Source organism: Streptomyces sp. RLA123 (assembly GCF_056270165.1).
The window spans coordinates 7,673,441-7,691,706 of sequence record NZ_JBWDOR010000003.1 but is presented as its reverse complement, the minus strand read 5'-3'; the positions used below and the strand labels follow the sequence as shown (position 1 = coordinate 7,691,706).

Here is an 18,266-nt window from a genome sequence, read left to right as displayed (position 1 = left end):
CGCCGGGCCGCGCGCCGCAGAATGCGGACAAAGACCGCCTTCTTCTCCGAGGTATTGCAGAACACCCACAAGTGCCTGGCGCGCAACTTTCCAGAAAGGAAACCCTCATCTCTATGCAACCTTGATCGGGTGTGGTTTTCTCATCCCTCGTGACCAAGGACTCGGTCGGGAGTTCGAGCTGAGCGTTGCGTGAACGTTCACGCGCACGGCTCCCCCGGCCATGTTCCCGGGTGCCCGGAAACCGCCGGGTGCTCCACCGTCCGCCGCCCGTGTTACCGGTCTCCCGGGCGGTCAAGGGTAGTCGTAGATGCGAATACAAGCCCGATGGGCCCTGATCCCCGCCCTGGCAGGCCTCCTGGCGGGCGCCGTACCCGGCGCCGCACAGGCATCCCAGAGCCCCACCACGGCCGCGCCCGCCATGGGCGCCGCTCCGACCGGGTTCAAGTCGGTCCGGACCGTCACGCTGATCACCGGTGACAAGGTGACGGTCGCCCAAGGCGCCAGCGGCGTACCCGCAGTGAGTGTGCAGCGCGGTCCCGGCCGCACCGACATCGGCTTCCAGGTGTCGCACCAGTGGCACGGATCCGACCACCACATCTCGGTGGTGCCGTCGGACGCGCAGGCCCTGCTGGCCGGCGGAAGGCTCGACGCCCGCCTGTTCGACGTCACCGAGCAGCTCGACGCCGGCTACGACGACGCATCGACAAGCACGTTGCCGCTGATCTACTCGAGCCGCAGCGGCCAGTCCGCTACGGCCCGCGCCGCGATCCAGGAGCACGGTGCGCGGATCTCCCGCACCCTGGACGTCCTGGACGGCGGCAGCTTCGCCCCGGCCAAGCGCGACGCATCCTCGTTCTGGAAATTCGTCTCCGGGACGCAGGGGCTGCGCGGCCCGCTGCACGAGCTGTGGCTCAACGGCCGCAGCCGGGTCGCCCTCGCCGAGAGCACCGGCATCATCGGCGCCCCCAAGGTCTGGGACAGCGTCGACGCCAACGGTGTGCACATCACCGGCAAGGGCGTCACCGTCGCGGACCTCGACACCGGATACGACCCGACCCACCCGGACCTCCAGGACAAGGCCGCCGCCGGCCGGACCATGGACTTCACGGGCTCCGGCACGGTGGTGGACGGGCACGGCCACGGCACCCACACCGCGTCCATCATCGCGGGCACGGGCGCCGCCTCCGGCGGCAAGTACAAGGGCGTCGCCCCCGACGCCGAGCTGCTGGTCGGCAAGGTCTGCGACAACGACGGCTTCTGCCCCGACGACGCCGTCATCAACGGCATGACCTGGGCGTCGGAGGCCGGCGCGAAGGCCGTCAACCTCAGCCTGGGATCGCCCCCGTACGCGCAGACCGACCCGCTCACCGAGACGGTCGAGAAGCTGACCGCCGAGCACGGCACCCTGTTCGTGATCGCGGCGGGCAACGAGGGCGCCCCCGCCGCCGACTACTTCGGCGGCACCGTGGGCAGCCCCGGCATCGCGGACTCCGCGCTCACCGTGGGCAGCACCACCAAGCAGGACGCCCTCAGCGACTTCTCCAGCCGCGGCCCGCGCATCGGCGACTTCGCCGTGAAGCCCGACATCGTCGCCCCCGGCTCGGACATCACCGCGGCCCGCGCCGCGGGCACCACGATGGGCGACCCGGTCGACGCCTCGTACGTCACCGCGTCCGGCACCTCGATGGCGACCCCGCACGTCACGGGCGCCGTGGCACTGCTCGCCCAGGAGCACCCGGACTGGAAGGCGGCCGACTTCAAGTCAGCCCTCACCAGCGCCGCCAAGGGCCTGCCCGGACTGACCGCCTACGACCAGGGCACGGGACGACTGGACGTGGCCCGCGCCGCGGTGCAGACCGTGCGCGCCACCTCCGGCAACATCAGCTTCGGCAAGGCCGACTACCCGCACCAGAGCGTCACCCGGTCCGGCACCGTCACCTACGCCAACGACGGCGCCACCGATGTCACGCTGCACCTGTCCGTCGACGCGAACGGGCCCCGCGGCCAGAAGTCGCCCGCCGGCGCCTTCGCCCTGTCCGCGGACACCGTGACCGTCCCGGCCGGCGGCACCGCCTCGGCCACCCTCACCGCCACCGTCGACGGCTCGATGGCCGGTGCCTACGGCGGCTCGATCGTCGCCACCACGGACGACGGCGCCACCACGGTCCGCGACGCCTTCGGCGTCTACGCAGAACCGCTCACCCACGCACTGTCGTTCACGGTCCTCGGCCTCGACGGCAAGCCGGTGGGTGAGGGCACGTACGTCAACGCCTTCGACGTCAGCACCGGCCTGCAGTACAGCGTCACCACCGACGCCGACGGCAAGGCGTCGATGCAGCTGCCCGAGAGCGAGTACGACATCTCGGCGAACAAGTTCGACCCTGTGGCGCACACCTCGGTCCTGTTCTCCCAGCCGGGCGTCCACCTCACCGGCGACACCGCGCTCAGCCTCGACGGCAGCACCGCCAAGGAGGTCAACCTCACCGTCGACAAGAGCCAGGCCAAGAACGAGGGCATCTTCGCCAGCGTGACGTCCATCAGCACCGACGGACACTACGGCACGCAGAAGTTCGTGATGGGCTTCCCCGGCGACCGCATCTACGCCACCCCGACCACGAAGGTCACCAGCCACCCGTTCTGGTTCCTCACCGCCCAGCGGTGGACCGGCACCAAGCCCGTCACCAGCACCAGCCCGGCCTCGAGCTTCGCCTACAACCTGGCGGTCAACGCCAAGGGCGGCATCCCGTCCACCCTCACCCGCAGGCTCCCCGACAGCTCGCTCGGCCGGGTCGAGGAGACCTACGCCGGTCAGGGCGGCAAGCCGCTCGGTGTCCGGATCGACACCCCGGTCCCGACCTACGGCGCGGTCGCCTTCGTGGACGGCAGCCAGATCCCGGTGCCCGGCAAGCAGACCCGCTACTACAGCGACGACGCGGCGATCGTCTGGGACCGCACGCTCGGCATGCGCGAGCAGAACACCGCGGGCTTCGACGAGATCCAGTTCGCGGACACCACGCGATTCCAGCCGAACACGTCCTCCACCCGGCTGTGGAACCAGGCACCCCTGCGCGCCCGTTCGCTGGACGCCCTGCGTCTCGAGGACCAGCTCTACCTCACCCCGGGCCTGTTCTCCACGGCCGCCGCGAACACGGCGTCGTACTCGGGCCAGGCACGGGGCACCACGGGCTCCTCGACCCTGTACCGCAACGGGGTGAAGGTCGCGTCGCTGGACTCCCTGGGCCAGTTGCAGACCGCCGTCCCGTACGAGAAGGCCACCTACACCCTGAAGTCCTCCGGCACCCGCTCGGTGGGCTGGTCGACCCTGGGCAGCAAGGCCTCGGCCACCTGGACCTTCACCTCCCAGCGGCCGAGCACCATGACGATGACCCAGCAGCAGCTGATGAACGTCCGGCTCACCGGCCCGGTGAACACCTCCGGCAGCGCCGTCGGCGGCCGTACGTACATCTTCCTCGTCGCCGCCGAACGCGGCGGCAAGGCGGCCACCACCTCGCTGGGCCTGCGGGTCTCCTTCAATGACGGCAAGACCTGGAAGACCCTCCCGGTCAAGCGCAGGGGCGACCTCGGCTTTGTCGCCGTGGCCACCCCCAAGGCCGGTGGCTACGCCTCCATCCGGCTCACCGCCAAGGACGCGGCGGGCAACGCGGTCGACCAGACCGTCATCCGCTCCTTCCCGGTGACTCCCAAGAAGTAAGGCGCACTCGCGGTACAGCGGCCCCCGCCGACGGCTCACCGGCCGTCGGCGGGGGCCGCTTCGTCGTGCCGGACCGCGGGGTGTTCAGGGCAGCGCCGGGGCCGCGGTGCGGGTGAACCCGTGCGGCGACTGCTACAGCGGACTGCTGTGGGTGGCGGAGCACGCCGACGAGCTGGGGATCGACCCCGACCGCATCGTCATCGCCGGCGCCAGTGCCGGGGGCGGGCTCACCGCCGCCCTCGCCCTCATGGCGCGCGACCGCGGCATCCCCGCCGTCGCCGCCCAGATCCTGATCTGCCCCATGCTCGACCACCGCAACACCACCGTCTCTAGCCGCCAGTACTCGGACGAACCCGGCGTGTGGACCCGCGAGACCAACACTTTCGCCTGGCAGTCGGTCCTCGGCGACCTCGCGGGCGACGATGTCCCCGCCTATGTCTCCCCTGCCATGGCCGACGACCTGTCCGCCCTGCCGACCACCTACATCGACGCCGGTTCCGCCGAGGTCTTCCGCGACGAGGCCGTCGGCCACGCCTCCCGCATCTGGGCAGCGGGGGGCCAGGCCGAACTGCACATCTGGGCGGGCGGCTTCCACGGATTCGACGCGCTGTTCCCCGAGGCGCACCTCTCGGCCACCGCACGCCGTACCCGCACGGACTGGCTGCGCCGCGTCCTGGCACCCGTGCCCGCCCCGGCGCCGTAGCCGCCCGGCGCGCACCGGCGGTGCCAGGGCAGGCGTCACATCCGGTCGACGTCCTGCACTGCCTGTGCGAAGGCCGCGGGGGCTTCCTGCGGGAGGTTGTGACCGATGCCGTCCAGCGTGCGGTGTGCGTAGGGCCCGGTGAACTTGGCGCGATAGGCGGAACCGCCGCCCGGGGGTGTGAAGGGATCCACCGCGCCGTCCAGCGTGACGGTGGGGACGGTGACCACGGGTCCGCGCGCCAGACGCGCCTCGAGGTCGTCGTAGCGTGGATCGCCCTCGACCAGGCCGAGCCGCCAGCGGTAGTTGCCGATCACCATGGCGACGTAGTCCGGATTGTCGAAGGCCGCCGCGGTGCGGTCGAAGGTGGCGTTGCCGAAGGCCCAGGTCGGGGAGTTGAACGTCCAGACCAGCCGGGCCAGGTCACGCCGGTAGCGTTCCAGTCCGAGCCGGCCCCGGTCGGTGGCGAAGTAGTACTGGTACCACCAAGCCCATTCGCTCTTCGGCGGCAACGGCTGCTGATTGGCCTTCCGGTTGGTGATCAGGTATCCGGTCACGGAGACGAGGCCCTTGACCCGCTCGGGCCACAAGGCCGCGATGATGTCGGCGGTCCGCGAGCCCCAGTCGAAGCCGCCGAGGATCGCTCTCTTGATCCCCAGGGCGTCCATGAGCGCGACGATGTCCAGGGCGAACGCGGACTGCTGGGGGGCGCGCGGGGTGGAACGGTCCAGAAAGCGTGTCGTTCCGTGCCCGCGCAGGTAGGGCACGACGACGCGGTAGCCCTTCGCGGCGAGCAGGGGGGCGACGCCCTCGAAGCTGTGGATGTCGTAGGGCCAGCCGTGCAGGAGCACCACCGCGGGACCGTCGGCGGGCCCGGCCTCCGCGTAACCGACGCTCAGGACGCCTGCCGTGACCTGCCTCAACGGGCCGAAGGAGGCCGCGGTGCCCGGGCTCTCCTTGCCGCCTGCCGGGTCCGGCGGCGCGGGCTTGCTCGCGGCGGACGGAGACGTGGAGCAGGCCGCGGACAGGCCGGCCAGGACGATCCCGGCCGTTCCCGAGCCGGCGATTCTGCCGAAGCTGCGCCTGTCGATCATCCTCGGCCTTCCCCGGGGTGCGGGCGGTGGAACCACGCGGGGTTCTTGCCCGGTGGGACACGGCCCGTGGCGCCGAGCACCGGAATGTCAGCCCGTCAGCCCATCGTCCGGGGTGGCGCGGCACTCAGGGGATGATGGCGTCGACGCAGCCTCCGTCCACCCGCAGCGCACCGCCCGTGGTGGCGGAGGCCTGCTCGGAGGCGAGGTAGACCACCATGTTGGCGATCTCCTCGGGGGCGATCAGACGTCGCAGCAACGACTGCGGGCGGTGCTCGCTCATGAAGATCCGCTCCGCCTCTTCCCACGGCAGGTCCCGGCCGACCAGGTCGCGGACGAACTCCTCCACACCAGCGGTGCGGGTCGGGCCGGCGAGAACCGAGTTGACCGTGACGCCGGTACCGGCGGTCTTCTTCGCGAAGCCCCGTCCGAGGGCCAGCATGGCGGTCTTCGTCGTGCCGTAGTGGATCATCTCGACGGGGATGACCACCGCCGACTCGCTGGCGATGTACTGGACGCGGCCCCAGCCGCGTTCGATCATCCGAGGGAGACAGCCGCGGGTAAGCCGGACGGCGGCGAGGACGTTCACCTCGAAGTACCGGCGCCAGTCCTCGTCGGTGATCTCGAGCGGGTCCTGGGAACGGTAGACGCCCAGATTGTTGATCAGGACATCGACGTCGGGCAGCGCCGCCAGAACGCTCGCGGCACCCTCCTCGGACACGACATCGCCGGCAACGGCGACGAAGTCGCCGCCCGGCACCTCCTCGCCCAGCCGCCGGACCGCCGCGTCGACCCTCCCCGCGTCGCGGCCGTTGACCCCCACCCGCGCGCCCGCGCCCGCGAGGCCGGCCGCGATGGCGGCCCCGATGCCCTGCGTCGACGCTGTCACCAGGGCGGTTCGTCCCGTGAGATCGATACGCATGTGCGACTCCCTGTCGAGACCTGCGGTCACGCGGTCGGGGGAGCCGGCAGCGCCCCTGAAAGGTTCGTTCGCGCGCGTTCCGGCCGGTTCGCCACGGCTGGAAACCACAGCCTCACACGCCACACAAACATCGTAAAAGGGTCACCGGCCGGCGGCACGTCCGATCCGGGCCCGCCCCGGCCCGCAGCCCGGCCGACCTCCGCCGGCCGGGCTGCTCGCGGACCGCGCTGAGCGAGAACGGAGGCGGTCAGCCGACGCGACGGGTCCTGACGCCCTCGGCCTCGAAGTCGTAGACGATCCGGTTGATCCGAAGGCCGTCGACAGCACCGACCCACATGTAGTCGCGGCCCTTGCCCCCTGCCACGCCGAGGATGGTCGGCTGCCCGACGCCGCCGGTGAACGATGCCTTCAGCTGTGCGAACGTGCACTGCTGGGGAGCGCGGGTCCGCGTGCAGGAGGTCTCGCCGCCTGAGAGGTACCACGTACCCGACGTGGTGGCGTCGATGAACGGGCTCCCTCCGCCCAGGGCCGGAATCCGGTGTCGGGGACCGCTTCGCCGATGAGACGTGCATCACACTCGCCCCCCTGTCACGTTCCGGGCGGCTGGGCGGTCAGAGCTGCGTATCCGTTCCAACGGCACAGGAGAGCACGATGAACGCGCGCCTCAACTTCTTCGGTAACCCGACCGCGGGCAAGTTCCTCAAGCACATCAACTCGGCCGGCATGGTGGCGGCGGACTCCGCGCTGCCGCACGCGACCCAGGAACTGGTGAAGATCCGCGCCAGCCAGATCAACGGCTGCGGCTTCTGCACCGACATGCACACCAAGGAGGCCACCGCGGCGGGCGAGACCTCCGTGCGTCTCAACCTGGTCGCCGCCTGGCGCGAGGCCACCGTCTTCACCGACGCCGAGCGCGCCGCGCTGGAGGTGACCGAGCAGGCCACCCGCATCGCCGACGCGGCCGGCGGCGTCAGCGACGAGGCGTGGGCCGACGCCACCAAGTACTACGACGAGGACCAGCTCGTCGCCCTGATCGGGCTGATCGCGGTCATCAACGCCTACAACCGCATCAACGTCATCAACCAGCAGCCTGCCGGCGACTACAAGCCCGGCATGTTCGGCTGATCACCCAGCTCCGCCCCGCGGGGCGGAACGTCCGTCTTCGGGCCACACCCCCGGCCATGGCCCGGAGACGGACAGGCAGCTCCTCCATGAGCGTGCCCGTGTTCACTCCGGGCGGCGCGGTGCGGGGAGTTCGCCGGAACCGCGGGCGACGAGCCGGGTCTCGACCATGATCGTACGGGCGCGGGAGCGGTCGCCCTCCAGGCGTTCCACGGCGGTGGCGCCCGCCATCTCCCCCATCGCCACAGGGTTCTGCGCGACGACGGTGAGCGCGGGTTCGAGGATCGCGGCCATCGGAACGTCGTCGAAGGCGACCACCGCGACGTCCTTGCGGCGGCTGCGCGAGAGTTCGGACAACACCCCGATCGTCATGACGTTGTTGCCGGAGAGCAGTGCGGTGGGCGGGTCGGGCAGCGCGAGCAGCCGGGCGGTCGCCTCGGCCGCGCCGGCCGGGTCGTGGGCGTCGGCGACCAGGGCGCGGTCGTGCGGCAGGCCGGCCTCGACGAGCGCCGTACGGTACCCGGCGAGCCGTTCACGGCGGGTGTAGAGCCGGGCCGGCAGGTCGCCGATGAAGCCGATCCTGCGGTGGCCGCGGGACATCAGGTGGGTCACGCCCTCGTGGGTGCCCAAGCGGTTGGAGCTGACGACGGTGTCGGCGGTGAGCCCGTTGCCGGGCCGGTCGAGGAAGACGACGGGCATTCCGGCGGACCGCTGTGCCTTGAGGTACGTGTGGTCCGCTCCGACGGCCGGCGCCACCATGAGCACACTCACCCGGCGCGCCAGGAACGTGCGGATCAGGGCGAGTTCGCGTTCCGGGTCGTCGTCCGACGAACCCATGAGCAGGGTCAGTCCTCGGCTGTGCACGGCGTCCTCGATGCCGCCCGCCACGGCACCGAAGAACGGGTTGCCGACGTCCGGCACCACCAGGCCCACCGTGGTGTCCGGTCCGCCGACCCGGATGCTCCTGGCCATCAGGTTGGGCTGGAAGCCGAGTTTGGCGACGGCCTCCAGTACCCGCTTCCTCGTCTCCGCGGAACTGGGGCCGTCCTCGTTGAGGACCCGGGAGACCGTCTTGGCGCTCACGCCCACCTCGCGGGCCACATCGGCGAGGGTCGGTCTGCGGGTCGCTGTCATGAACCACCTTCTTTGTGGACGTCGGTCCCGTGGATGTCGGAACCGCGGTCAGCTCCCCCGCACCCCGGCTGCCGAGGCCGCGTCGCTGTCCGTCACGACCGTACCCCCGTCCGCCCGCACGCTCAGCGCTCCCGTCATGATGGCCACCACTTCGGCCATGGAGTAGTCCGAGGGCTTGATCACCGCCTCTCGCCTGCCGAGCCGGTGGACGTGGACGCGATCGGCGATCTCGAAGACGTGCGGCATGTTGTGGCTGATGAGGATCACCGGGATGCCCTTGTCCCGGACCCGGCGGATGAGGTCGAGGACCTGCCCCGACTCCTTCACGCCCAAGGCGGCGGTCGGCTCGTCCATCACCACCACGCTGCGGGCCCAGGCCGCCGCGCGGGCCACCGCGACGGCTTGCCGCTGACCGCCGGAGAGCGTCTCCACCGACTGCGAGAGCGAGCCGACACCGACCTTGAGGGCGGCCATGTGCGCCGCGGCCTCGCGGCGCATGGCCTTCTTGTCGAGCATGCGGAACACCGAGCCGAGCACGCCGGCGCGGCGGATCTCGCGGCCGAGGAACATGTTGGAGGCGATGTCCATGGACGCGGCGACGGCGAGGTCCTGGTACACGGTCTCGATGCCGTGGGTCCGCGCGTCCTGGGGTCCGCCGAACCTGATCGGCCTGCCGTGCAGCCGGATCTCGCCGGCGTCCGGCACCAGGGCGCCGGTGAGTGCCTTGATCAGGCTGGTCTTTCCGGCGCCGTTGTCACCGATGACGGCCAGGACCTCGCCGGGCATGAGGTCGAAGTCGGCGCCGTCGATCGCCGTGACATGCCCGTAGCGCTTGACCAGTCCGCGTGCGCTGAGCACCGGTTCCGGGCCGTCGCCCGGTGCGGGCTTCGCCGACGGGGACGGGGACGGGGCGGTGTCCGGTGCGCCCGGCGCCGGGTCGTGGGAGGAGGCCGGGCCGGTCATCGGGTCCCCTTTCGCGAGAGCTGGTCGACGGTCACCGCGAGGATGACGAGGACGCCGGTCACCAGCGTCTGGTAGACGGACGAAACGCCCATCAGCTGCAGGCCGTTGCGGAAGACGCCGACGATCAGCACGCCGACGAATGTGCCGAGCACCGTGCCGCGGCCGCCGAACAGGCTGGTACCGCCGAGCACGACCGCGGTGATGCTGTCGAGGTTGTCGGTCTGACCGGCCTGGGGGTCGCCGACGCCGGTCCGCGACACCAGCAGCAGCGCCGCGACGCCGTAGACCAGGCCGGCCACCGCGTAGACGCCGACGGTGAGGCGGGAGACGCGGATGCCGCTGAGGCGGGCACTCTCCGCGCTGTTGCCGAGGGCGTAGACGTGGCGCCCCCAGGCGGTGCTGCTGAGCGCGTAGGCGAAGCCGAGGAAGAGGGCGATCGTGACCAGGGATCCGTAGGTGACGTCGGTCCGGCCGAGCGGGAAGGTCTTGCCGAGCACGGTCAGCGGGCCGGGCAGGCCCGTGACCGTCTGCTCGGCGGAGTAGATGTGGGTCAGGGCGAAGGCGACGTTCAGCATGCCGAGCGTCACGATGAACGGCGGCAGCGGCACGGCCCGGACCAGCAGTCCGTTGACGAGGCCGAAGACGCCGCAGGCCAGGATGCCGATCCCGATGGCGAGCACCGGCGGCAGCGGCCCCTGGACGGCGAGCTTGGCGATCAGGATGCCCCCGAAGGCCATCACGGCGCCGCAGGACAGGTCGATGCCGGCCGTGAGGATGATGAGCGTCTGCCCGATGGCGAGCGTGCCCACCACCATGACCTGCTGGAGGATCAGCGAGAAGTTGCCGCCGGACAGGAACTGGTCGGTCGACACCGAGAAGAACACCGAGGCGATGACGAGGGCCGCGAACGGGCCCGCCGCGGGCGCCGTGAGCAGCCGCCGCAGTGCGGTCGACTGGCCGGCGCCCACGGGCAGTGTGGTGGAGGTGGTCAACGTGCTCAGCCCCAGCAGTTCTCGAGGCCGAAGCCGGTGTCCTTGGCGTCCGCGCCGGCCTGCGGCTTGTCCGTGATCAAGGTGACGCCGGTGTCGGTGTAACCGCTCGTCTTCTTGCCGTCCTTGGCGAAGGCGGCGACCGCCTTGACGCCGTCGGCAGCCATCTTCAGCGGGTACTGCTGCGACGTGGCGGCGATCTTGCCGTCCTTGACCGCCTGGACGCCGGTGCAGCCGCCGTCGATCGCGACGATCATGACGTCCTTCTCGCGGCCCTTGGCCTTGATGGCCGTGTACGCGCCGAGCGCGGCGGGCTCGTTGATCGCGTAGACGAGGTTGATGTCCGGCGCCTTCTGCAGGCAGTTCTCCATGGCGGTCTGGCCCTTGGCCTGGTCACCGCCGGTGTCCTGGGAGCAGACGATCGAGGGGTCGGAGGCGTCGATGCCGAAGCCCTTCACGAACCCCTCGTGGCGCTGCACTCCGACGGAGACACCGGGGGCGAGGTCCAGGGTGGCGATCTTCACCGGCTTGCCGGACATCGCGACCTTGGCGTACGCCCCGATCAGCTCGCCGGCCTTCACGTTGTCGGTGGCGAACAGCGCGTCGGCGGCGTCCTGCGGCTCCGGCGGGGTGTCCAGCGCGATGACCAGGACGCCCTTGGCACGCGCCTTGGCGATGGCGGGGACGATGGCCTTGGAGTCGTTGGGGGTGATCAGAACGCCCTTGACGCCGGCAGCCACCATGTTCTCCAGCGCGGTGACCTGGCCCGCGTTGTCGCCGTCGAACTTTCCTGCGGCGGTGGTCAGTTCGATGTTCTCGCTCTTGGCCGCCTCTTCGGCGCCCTGCTTCATCTTGACGAAGTACGGATTCGTGTCGGTCTTGGTGATCAGGCCGACCTTCACCTTGCCCCCGGACTGGGAGCTGCCGCCGGAACCGGACCCGCACGCCGCGAGGGACAGGGCGAGGCCGGCGGCGCCGAGGACGAGAACCGGACGGGCTCTACGGGACATGTGTGACTCCTACGGGAAGCGTGAGCGGGGGACATCCATGCGTGCCGGGCGTCGGCTAACTGCGACGCCGGGGCAGTGCCATCGTTGACATATGTCATCGTTGACACTGCCTGCGGAGGATGATGGACTCCCGCTCCGGCAACGTCAATGCCCTTTGCAGGACACGAGTTGGCAACAGTCGGACCGCAGCGACCGGGGACCGCCCGGCATTCAGGGGTGGCTCCGGCCGCCGATTCCGCACCCCACCTGGAGGAATTCCGTATGCAGCCGCGTCAGGTCACCGTGCTGGGAGAGTGCGTCGCCGATGTCTTCGCGGACGCCCGGTCCGGGCCGCCGCGCACCGATGGGCACGATCCCGCGGACGTCGCCGCCCAGGGCCTGCACCTGCACGCCCTGCCCGGCGGCGGGCCGGCCAACACCGCCGTCGGGCTGGCCCGGCTCGGCACGCCCACCCGGCTGCTGGCGCGGCTGTCCGGCGACGTCTTCGGGCGGTTGTTCCGCGCCCATCTCCTGGACTCCGGCGTGGATCTGACGGATGCCCCGGCCGCGGCGGAGCCCAGCACGCTCGCGGTCGCCGACATCGACGCCGGCGGTCAGGCCGCGTACACCTTCCACGCCGAGGGCACCGCGGACTGGCAGTGGACGCGGAACGAACTGGACCGGGCCGGCCTGGGCGACCCGGCCTGCGTGCACACCGGCTCGCTCGCGCTGGTCCGCGAACCCGGGGGTTCGCTGCTGGAGGAGTTCCTCGGCACGGCGCGATCGCGGGCCACGGTGAGCATCGATCCCAACGTCCGTCCCGCGCTGGTCGATCCGGCGGTCTACCGGCGCCGGTTGCCGAGCTGGTGCGCGGTGGCGGACATCCTGCGGCTGAGCGAGGACGACCTGCGCGTCCTGGTCCCGGACACCGGGGTGGAGGCGGCGTGCGACGGTCTCCACGCGGCGGGAGCGCGGCTGGTGGTGATCACGCGTGGCGCACACGGCGCCTTCGCGTCGCTCGACGGCCGGACCGTCTCCGTGCCCGGCGTGCCCACGGCGGTCGTCGACACCGTCGGGGCGGGAGACTCGTTCACCGCGGGGCTGCTCCACCACCTCGGCGAGCAGGACCTCCTGAGCGGCCGGCTGGAGCGTCTGCGGCTGGCCGACGTCGCGGCTGCCTGCGCGTTCGCGGTCCGCGTGGCGGCGCTGACCTGCGCCGTAGCCGGTCCCAACCCGCCGTGGGCCCATCAGATCACGCTGCTCCAGGGCGGGAAGGACACACCCCCCGAACGTGCCGGGGACCGCGACCTTTCTCGTCCGGGGCGTTGACGATCCCTCGGCCGGGGCCCATCATCTGTCATCGATCGGATGTCAACGATGACATGTCTCAACGATGACATTCACAAGCGACGTCGAGAGAGCTGGTTCCCATGCGTCGAAGAGTCGGGGCCCTGCTGGCCGCCCCGCTGCTCGCCCTGATCGCGGGCCTGGTCGCCCTCCTGCCGAACACGCCCGCGGTCGCCGGGACCGTCTCGGACTACCCCGAGTTCCCCTATCCGCCGACCACGTACAGCGAGCCCTTCCGCGGCCAGTTCCACTTCAGCTCGCAGTCGGGTTGGATGAACGACCCGAACGGCCTGGTCTACGCGAACGGCCTCTACCACTTCTTCTACCAGCACAATCCGCACGGTCTGGCCTGGGACACCATGCACTGGGGCCACGCCACCAGCCCCGACCTGGTCCACTGGACGCAGAAGCCGGTCGCCCTGGAGCCCGGCGTGCACCCCGGCACGCTCTTCTCCGGAGGCGGGGTCGTCGACAAGGACAACACCTCGGGCCTGAAGACCGGCGCTCTCGACCCGATCGTGGTGTTCTCCAACACCGACGGCGTGAGCATCTTCTACAGCAACGACAACGGCCAGACCTTCCAGGCGTACGACAAGGGCCGCAAGCAGATCGAGATCCCCGACGAGAGCCGCGACCCGAAGGTGATCTGGGACGCGGAACGCCACCGCTGGACCATGGTCGTCTGGTCCAACCAGGGCGGCAACGGCGTGAACATCTACACCTCGCCGAACCTTCTGAAGTGGACCCTCGCCAGCCGCTACCAGGCGCCCTGGCTCTTCGAGTGCCCCGACTTCTACCCGCTGCCGCTGGACGGCAAGAGCAACCAGCAGCGGTGGGTCATGACCTCCGCGTCCAGCCAGTACGTCGTCGGCACCTTCGACGGCACGACCTTCCGCACCGACTGGACCCAGCCACAGCAGATGGACCTGGGGACCACGTACGCGGGCGGCACCTTCTACGCCGCCGAGACGTTCACCAACACCCCTGACGGGCGCACGGTGCAGATGGCCTGGCAGGGCGGGAACCGCGGCAGCACGTGGACCGGCAACGCGACGTTCCCGGCCACCCTTGGCCTGGTCAGCACCCCGGACGGGCCGCGCATCACCCGTACACCGGTCACCGAGCTGTCCTCGCTCGCCTCGCAGACCGAGACCTGGAAGAACGACACGGTCAAGGCGCCCAAGGAGCCCAAGCCGGGCAAGGAGCCCAAGGCGGCCGACAACCCCTTCGAGGACATCAAGGCCGACACCTACGAGATCAACGCCCAGTTCGACGTGAAGAACTCGACCGCGACCCGGTTCGGCTTCGACCTGCACAGCCGCAGTGACGGGACCGCCGACCGCAGCGTGGTCTACGACACCGAGAAGCAGACCCTGCAGGGCAAGCCGCTGAAGCCGAGGGACGGCAAGGTCACCATGCGGCTCCTGGTGGACCGGGGCCAGCTGGAGATCTTCGCGGACGGCGGGCTGTACTCGCTGTCCGACAACGTCGACTTCGACTCCGCGGCCGACAGTCAGGGCATCCGGCTCTTCGCCGTCGGCGGCAAGGTGAAACTGGACAACGCGACCTTCACCCGCCTGAACACCAGCTGGGGGACGGCCCAGTCCACCCTCCTGAGCAATCTGAAGGGCCCCTGGCACGCCGCGGGCGGCGCCTGGAGCGACGTCAGCGGCGGCAAGCGGGTCTCCACCAGTGGTGACGGCTTCTACATGAGCGCGAGCAGCGGCGGCGACGCCGTCTACCAGGGCGACATCACCCTGGACACCGCGCGCGCCGGGGGCCTGACCTTCCGCGCGAACGCCTCGGGCGCCGGATACACGGCGACGCTCGACACCAGCGGTCTGGTGAAGCTGTGGCGCCCGGGCAAGGACATCGCCGTCCGCGCGCTGCCGGTCAGCGCGGGCCGCACCTACCACCTGAAGGTGCAGACGGACGGCGCCCGCATCCGCGTCTGGGTCGACAACGGCGCGGACCCCGTCATCGACGCCACCGACAACACCTACGCCTCCGGCCTGTTCGGGGTGAACACCTTCGACGGGACCGCGACGGTGCAGAACCTCAACACCGGACAGAGCGGCTTCTCCGTCTTCCCCAGCGGGCGGTGGACCCCGCGCGGGGGCACCTGGACGGTCACCGCGGCCGGGCTGCGCGGCAGCGCACCCCAGAACGGCTTCTACCTCAGCGACCGCACGGGCGGCGACTTCACCTACGAGGGCGACCTGTCCGTCACCAACGGGCAGGCGACCGGCCTGACCTTCCGGGCCGGGAGTGACGGCGCCGGCTACACGGCGAACATCGACACCAGTACCGGTGTGGTCAAACTGTGGCGTCCGGGCCGGGACATCGCGACCTACGCCACGGCGATCACCGAGGGCCGTACCTACCACCTGAAGGTGCGGACCGACGGCAACCGCATCCGCGTCTGGTTCGGGAACGGCGCCGATCCCATCATCGACGCCACGGACGACGCCTACAAAAGCGGCCTGTTCGGGGTGAACTCCTTCGCGGCGAACACCGTCGCGCAGAACCTCACCGTCAGCTGACGGATCGCCACATCAGCGGAACCCGGGGCCGCCGGCGGGCCGGCCCCGGGTTTCCCGCACCCTGTGCCGCATGGGGTGTTGTCTACGTCCTGCGCGGAATCCTGGCCGGCGGGCCTCATCCTGCGCAGGGCACGGCCCACCTCCAGTCACTGCTAAAATGGAAGTACGTAACTTTCACCTTAGCAGTGACTCGGGAGAGTGTGGCGCCATGGCGAGCCGGATCCGGCTGGAGGACCGCGAATGTCCGCTGTCGACGACGGTGCAGCACGTCGGGGAGTGGTGGACGCTGCTGATCCTCCACGACGCCTTCGACGGCTACACGCGCTTCGACCAGTTCCAGAAGAGCATGAACATCTCCACCAGCATGCTCACCACCCGCCTGAAGACGCTGGTGGCCGACGGCCTGCTGGAGCGGCGCCCCTACCAGACCAACCCCGTTCGTCACGAGTACGTACTGACCGAGCGCGGCCGGACCCTGCGGCCCGTGGTCGTCGCCCTGGCCGCGTGGGGCAACCGACACCTCGCGCCGGAGGAGCGCAGCATGATCCTGGTCGACGCGGAGACGGGCGAGGAGGCCGAGCCCGTGATGGTGGACGCCCGGACCGGCCGCAGGCTCGACGACAGCGAGTCCTTCGTGTTCACCGCCGGCCCGGCCGCCGGTGACCTGATGCGCGCCCGCTACACCGAACTGGACCGGCAGCGCCAGGCGGACGCCTGAGGCGGGGCCGCCGAGCGGCGCCGCGGCGCGGGTCCTGTCACACCGGGCGGCTGAGCAGGAGGTAGTCGCCGTCCCGGCCCGTGCGCCGGTAGCCGCGGCTCTCGTACAAGTGCAGGGCGGGATTGCCGTCGAAGACCCCGAGGGTCAGTGCGTCGCAGCCCGCCGCCCGTGCCTGCGCGGCGAACGCGTCGAGCAGAAGGCCGCCGAACCCGCGGCGCCGGTAGCCGGCAGCGACATGGATGCCCACCAGGAGCGCACCCTTGTCCGAGGGCATCCACATCATCGAGCCGCAGGCCTCTGAGTCGGCCTCCAGGATCAGTCCGCTCGAGGCAGGACAGCCACAGTTCCAGATGGCGGTCGATCGCCTCCGTCCACTCCGGCTCGTTCGCGGGCTCGACGGAGCGCATGTAGAGCCGTTCCCAGAGGAAGATGCGCGGCAGGTCGGACGGGGCGGCGGACCGGGTGCGGACGCGTGCGGACCGGTGGGGCATCCCCGATCGGGAACCGTCGTTCATGGACAACCGCCAACGCAGGGAGGGGTGGGCCGGGCCGCGCCAGCATACGACGGGAGCCTGGGCCTGCGATCATGCCGGCCGCGGAACGGCCGCCCGAGGGACCCCGCCCGGCGGACCGGCCGGCGCTCGTGCGGCCAAAGGTCAGACGGCGCTCCAGCCCGTCCAGCGGTGCACCGAGATCGCGACGACCGGCCCGCCGGGCGGGCGGTCGGTGTACTGCCCGTACCTGGCGGTCAGCAGGGCGACCCGGCGGGCCGCCTCGGGCGAGGCCCCGGGCGGCGGGAGGACACGGGCCTCGCCGTCGGCACGCGCCCACCACAGCAGGTCCCAATCCTCGTCATAGTGGTCGGCCAGGAGGCAGACCGACGGGTTGGCGGCGATGTTGGACAGGCGCTTCAGCCGCGTCGTCCGCTTGGGTTTGTGGTCCACCGCCAAGGTCACCGAGTCACCGTCGACGGCGAACACCACGGGAACCAGGTGCGGGTGGCCCGCCGCGTCGGCCGTGGCCAGGCGGGCCACACGTGCCGCGGCGAACCGCTCGCGCGCCTGCGTGCCCGTCAGAGAGGGCACCGGGCGGCCCTGCGCCGGTTCCCGGTGCTCACCGGTACCGGCCGGCGAACTCGGCCAGCCGGTCCAGGTGCGTGAGCGTGTCCCGCTCGGGGAGCGTCGGCAGGTTGAGCAGCACCCGCTCCACGCCCAGACCCATGCAGGCCTCGACCTGCGCGGGGTCGTCGGGCAACCCGTAGACCGTCACCGGTACCGGCCGCCCCGCGACGGAGCGCAGCTTCTCCAGGGCCGCGGCCATCCTGTCCGGCGGCATGGCGTTGGCCAGCCACGCGTCACCGAATTCGGCGACGCGGCGGAAGGCACCCTCACCGCCGCCCACGTAGATCGGCGGATGCGGGCGCTGCACGGGCTTGGGCCAGGCGAACGCCGGGTCGAAGTCCACGAACTCGCCATGGAACTCCGCCTGCTCCGCGGTCCACAACTCACGGATGGCGCGCAGCCTTTCGTCGGTGAGCCGGCCCCGCGTGGCGGGATCGGCGCCGTGGTCGCGCATCTCCTCGCGGTTCCATCCGACGCCGACGCCGAAGACCGCCCTGCCGCCGGACACCAGGTCGAGCGTGGCGACCTCCTTGGCCGTGTGGAAGGGGTCGCGTTGCGGGATCAGCGCGATGCCGGTGCCCAGCAGCAGGCGCTCGGTGACCGCGGCGATCACGGCGAGGGCGACGAACGGGTCGAGCGTGCGGTAGTACACCTCCGGCAGCTCGCCACCGGGCGGATAGGGCGACTCGCGCTTGACCGGGATGTGGCTGTGCTCCGCGATGAACAGCGAGTCGAACGCGCGCTCCTCCAGCGCGGCTCCGAGCGGGGCCGGGCGGATGCCCTGATCGGTGATGAAGGTCGACACTCCGAATTTCACGACGACTCCGTCGGCTTGAAGGGAACGAGTGACTGCTGTCACCGACCTTCTGACTACCCGTCCGGGCTCTCCCCGAGCGCACGACCACCCGACAGGAG

14 protein-coding genes and 1 pseudogene are annotated in these 18,266 nt (G+C 70.9%); 6 read left to right on the top strand and 9 right to left on the bottom strand.

Annotation, left to right across the window (positions count from 1 at the left end; genetic code table 11):
* Positions 1-307 precede the first annotated feature (307 nt).
* Both RV983_RS35200 and RV983_RS35195 read left to right on the top strand, forming a co-directional pair.
* Complete coding sequence (locus RV983_RS35200; RefSeq protein ID WP_475989771.1) at positions 308-3,712, top strand: S8 family serine peptidase; 3,405 nt, start codon at positions 308-310, stop codon at positions 3,710-3,712.
* A gap of 118 nt (positions 3,713-3,830) precedes the next feature.
* A pseudogene (locus RV983_RS35195) lies at positions 3,831-4,415 on the top strand (alpha/beta hydrolase fold domain-containing protein); the annotation flags it as partial.
* A gap of 35 nt (positions 4,416-4,450) precedes the next feature.
* Here the strand turns inward: RV983_RS35195 and RV983_RS35190 are convergent.
* Both RV983_RS35190 and RV983_RS35185 read right to left on the bottom strand, forming a co-directional pair.
* Complete coding sequence (locus RV983_RS35190) at positions 4,451-5,506, bottom strand: alpha/beta fold hydrolase (protein WP_475989770.1); 1,056 nt, start codon at positions 5,504-5,506, stop codon at positions 4,451-4,453.
* Positions 5,507-5,630: 124 nt separating this feature from the next.
* Positions 5,631-6,425 carry an SDR family NAD(P)-dependent oxidoreductase gene (locus RV983_RS35185; protein ID WP_475989769.1) on the bottom strand — a complete coding sequence of 265 codons (795 nt, stop codon included), beginning with the start codon at positions 6,423-6,425 and terminating at the stop codon, positions 5,631-5,633.
* A 651-nt stretch (positions 6,426-7,076) separates the two neighbouring features.
* Between RV983_RS35185 and RV983_RS35180 the strand changes: the two genes are divergently transcribed.
* A complete protein-coding gene (locus tag RV983_RS35180) occupies positions 7,077-7,550 on the top strand; it encodes a carboxymuconolactone decarboxylase family protein (RefSeq protein WP_475989768.1) in 474 nt (157 codons plus the stop codon).
* Between the two features lie 102 nt (positions 7,551-7,652).
* Here the strand turns inward: RV983_RS35180 and RV983_RS35175 are convergent, their stop codons facing one another.
* From RV983_RS35175 to RV983_RS35160, 4 genes are read right to left on the bottom strand one after another with little or no spacing between them, the layout of a single operon-like run.
* The gene (locus RV983_RS35175; protein WP_475989767.1) at positions 7,653-8,681 is read right to left on the bottom strand and encodes a LacI family DNA-binding transcriptional regulator; all 1,029 of its coding nucleotides are present in this window, start codon (positions 8,679-8,681) and stop codon (positions 7,653-7,655) included.
* Between the two features lie 48 nt (positions 8,682-8,729).
* Positions 8,730-9,644 carry an ATP-binding cassette domain-containing protein gene (locus RV983_RS35170; RefSeq protein WP_475989766.1) on the bottom strand — a complete coding sequence of 305 codons (915 nt, stop codon included), beginning with the start codon at positions 9,642-9,644 and terminating at the stop codon, positions 8,730-8,732.
* Positions 9,641-10,636 carry an ABC transporter permease gene (locus tag RV983_RS35165; protein WP_475989765.1) on the bottom strand — a complete coding sequence of 332 codons (996 nt, stop codon included), beginning with the start codon at positions 10,634-10,636 and terminating at the stop codon, positions 9,641-9,643. Before RV983_RS35165 ends, RV983_RS35170 begins: the two co-directional genes overlap by 4 nt.
* Before the next feature lie 5 nt (positions 10,637-10,641).
* Positions 10,642-11,643, bottom strand: coding sequence for a substrate-binding domain-containing protein (locus tag RV983_RS35160; protein WP_475989764.1), 1,002 nt, complete (start codon positions 11,641-11,643; stop codon positions 10,642-10,644).
* A 261-nt stretch (positions 11,644-11,904) separates the two neighbouring features.
* Here RV983_RS35160 and RV983_RS35155 point away from each other — a divergent pair, with 261 nt between their 5' ends.
* The 3 genes from RV983_RS35155 (at position 11,905) to RV983_RS35145 (ending at position 16,230) form a co-directional block, all read left to right on the top strand.
* Complete coding sequence (locus tag RV983_RS35155) at positions 11,905-12,951, top strand: carbohydrate kinase family protein (protein ID WP_475989763.1); 1,047 nt, start codon at positions 11,905-11,907, stop codon at positions 12,949-12,951.
* 101 nt (positions 12,952-13,052) lie between these two features.
* On the top strand, positions 13,053-15,512 hold the full coding sequence (locus RV983_RS35150) for a glycoside hydrolase family 32 protein (RefSeq protein WP_475989762.1): 2,460 nt from the start codon (positions 13,053-13,055) through the stop codon (positions 15,510-15,512).
* 208 nt (positions 15,513-15,720) lie between these two features.
* Positions 15,721-16,230, top strand: a complete 510-nt coding sequence (locus RV983_RS35145) for a winged helix-turn-helix transcriptional regulator (protein WP_475989761.1) — start codon at positions 15,721-15,723, stop codon at positions 16,228-16,230.
* Between the two features lie 37 nt (positions 16,231-16,267).
* Here RV983_RS35145 and RV983_RS35140 read toward each other — a convergent pair whose 3' ends face one another.
* From RV983_RS35140 to RV983_RS35130, 3 genes are all read right to left on the bottom strand, one after another.
* The gene (locus RV983_RS35140; RefSeq protein ID WP_475990546.1) at positions 16,268-16,582 is read right to left on the bottom strand and encodes a GNAT family N-acetyltransferase; all 315 of its coding nucleotides are present in this window, start codon (positions 16,580-16,582) and stop codon (positions 16,268-16,270) included.
* A 304-nt stretch (positions 16,583-16,886) separates the two neighbouring features.
* The gene (locus RV983_RS35135; protein ID WP_475989760.1) at positions 16,887-17,315 is read right to left on the bottom strand and encodes a TIGR03668 family PPOX class F420-dependent oxidoreductase; all 429 of its coding nucleotides are present in this window, start codon (positions 17,313-17,315) and stop codon (positions 16,887-16,889) included.
* A gap of 28 nt (positions 17,316-17,343) precedes the next feature.
* Positions 17,344-18,168, bottom strand: a complete 825-nt coding sequence (locus tag RV983_RS35130) for an LLM class F420-dependent oxidoreductase (protein ID WP_475989759.1) — start codon at positions 18,166-18,168, stop codon at positions 17,344-17,346.
* Between the last annotated feature and the right edge of the window lie 98 nt (positions 18,169-18,266).

Excerpts from the sequence above, each read along its gene's own strand:
- RV983_RS35200 (WP_475989771.1), top strand. The coding sequence starts at position 308 with ATGCGAATACAAGCCCGATGGGCCCTGATCCCCGCCCTGGCAGGCCTC.
- RV983_RS35190 (WP_475989770.1), bottom strand. The coding sequence starts at position 5,506 with ATGATCGACAGGCGCAGCTTCGGCAGAATCGCCGGCTCGGGAACGGCC.
- RV983_RS35185 (WP_475989769.1), bottom strand. The coding sequence starts at position 6,425 with ATGCGTATCGATCTCACGGGACGAACCGCCCTGGTGACAGCGTCGACG.
- RV983_RS35180 (WP_475989768.1), top strand. The coding sequence starts at position 7,077 with ATGAACGCGCGCCTCAACTTCTTCGGTAACCCGACCGCGGGCAAGTTC.
- RV983_RS35175 (WP_475989767.1), bottom strand. The coding sequence starts at position 8,681 with ATGACAGCGACCCGCAGACCGACCCTCGCCGATGTGGCCCGCGAGGTG.
- RV983_RS35170 (WP_475989766.1), bottom strand. The coding sequence starts at position 9,644 with ATGACCGGCCCGGCCTCCTCCCACGACCCGGCGCCGGGCGCACCGGAC.
- RV983_RS35160 (WP_475989764.1), bottom strand. The coding sequence starts at position 11,643 with ATGTCCCGTAGAGCCCGTCCGGTTCTCGTCCTCGGCGCCGCCGGCCTC.
- RV983_RS35155 (WP_475989763.1), top strand. The coding sequence starts at position 11,905 with ATGCAGCCGCGTCAGGTCACCGTGCTGGGAGAGTGCGTCGCCGATGTC.
- RV983_RS35150 (WP_475989762.1), top strand. The coding sequence starts at position 13,053 with ATGCGTCGAAGAGTCGGGGCCCTGCTGGCCGCCCCGCTGCTCGCCCTG.
- RV983_RS35145 (WP_475989761.1), top strand. The coding sequence starts at position 15,721 with ATGGCGAGCCGGATCCGGCTGGAGGACCGCGAATGTCCGCTGTCGACG.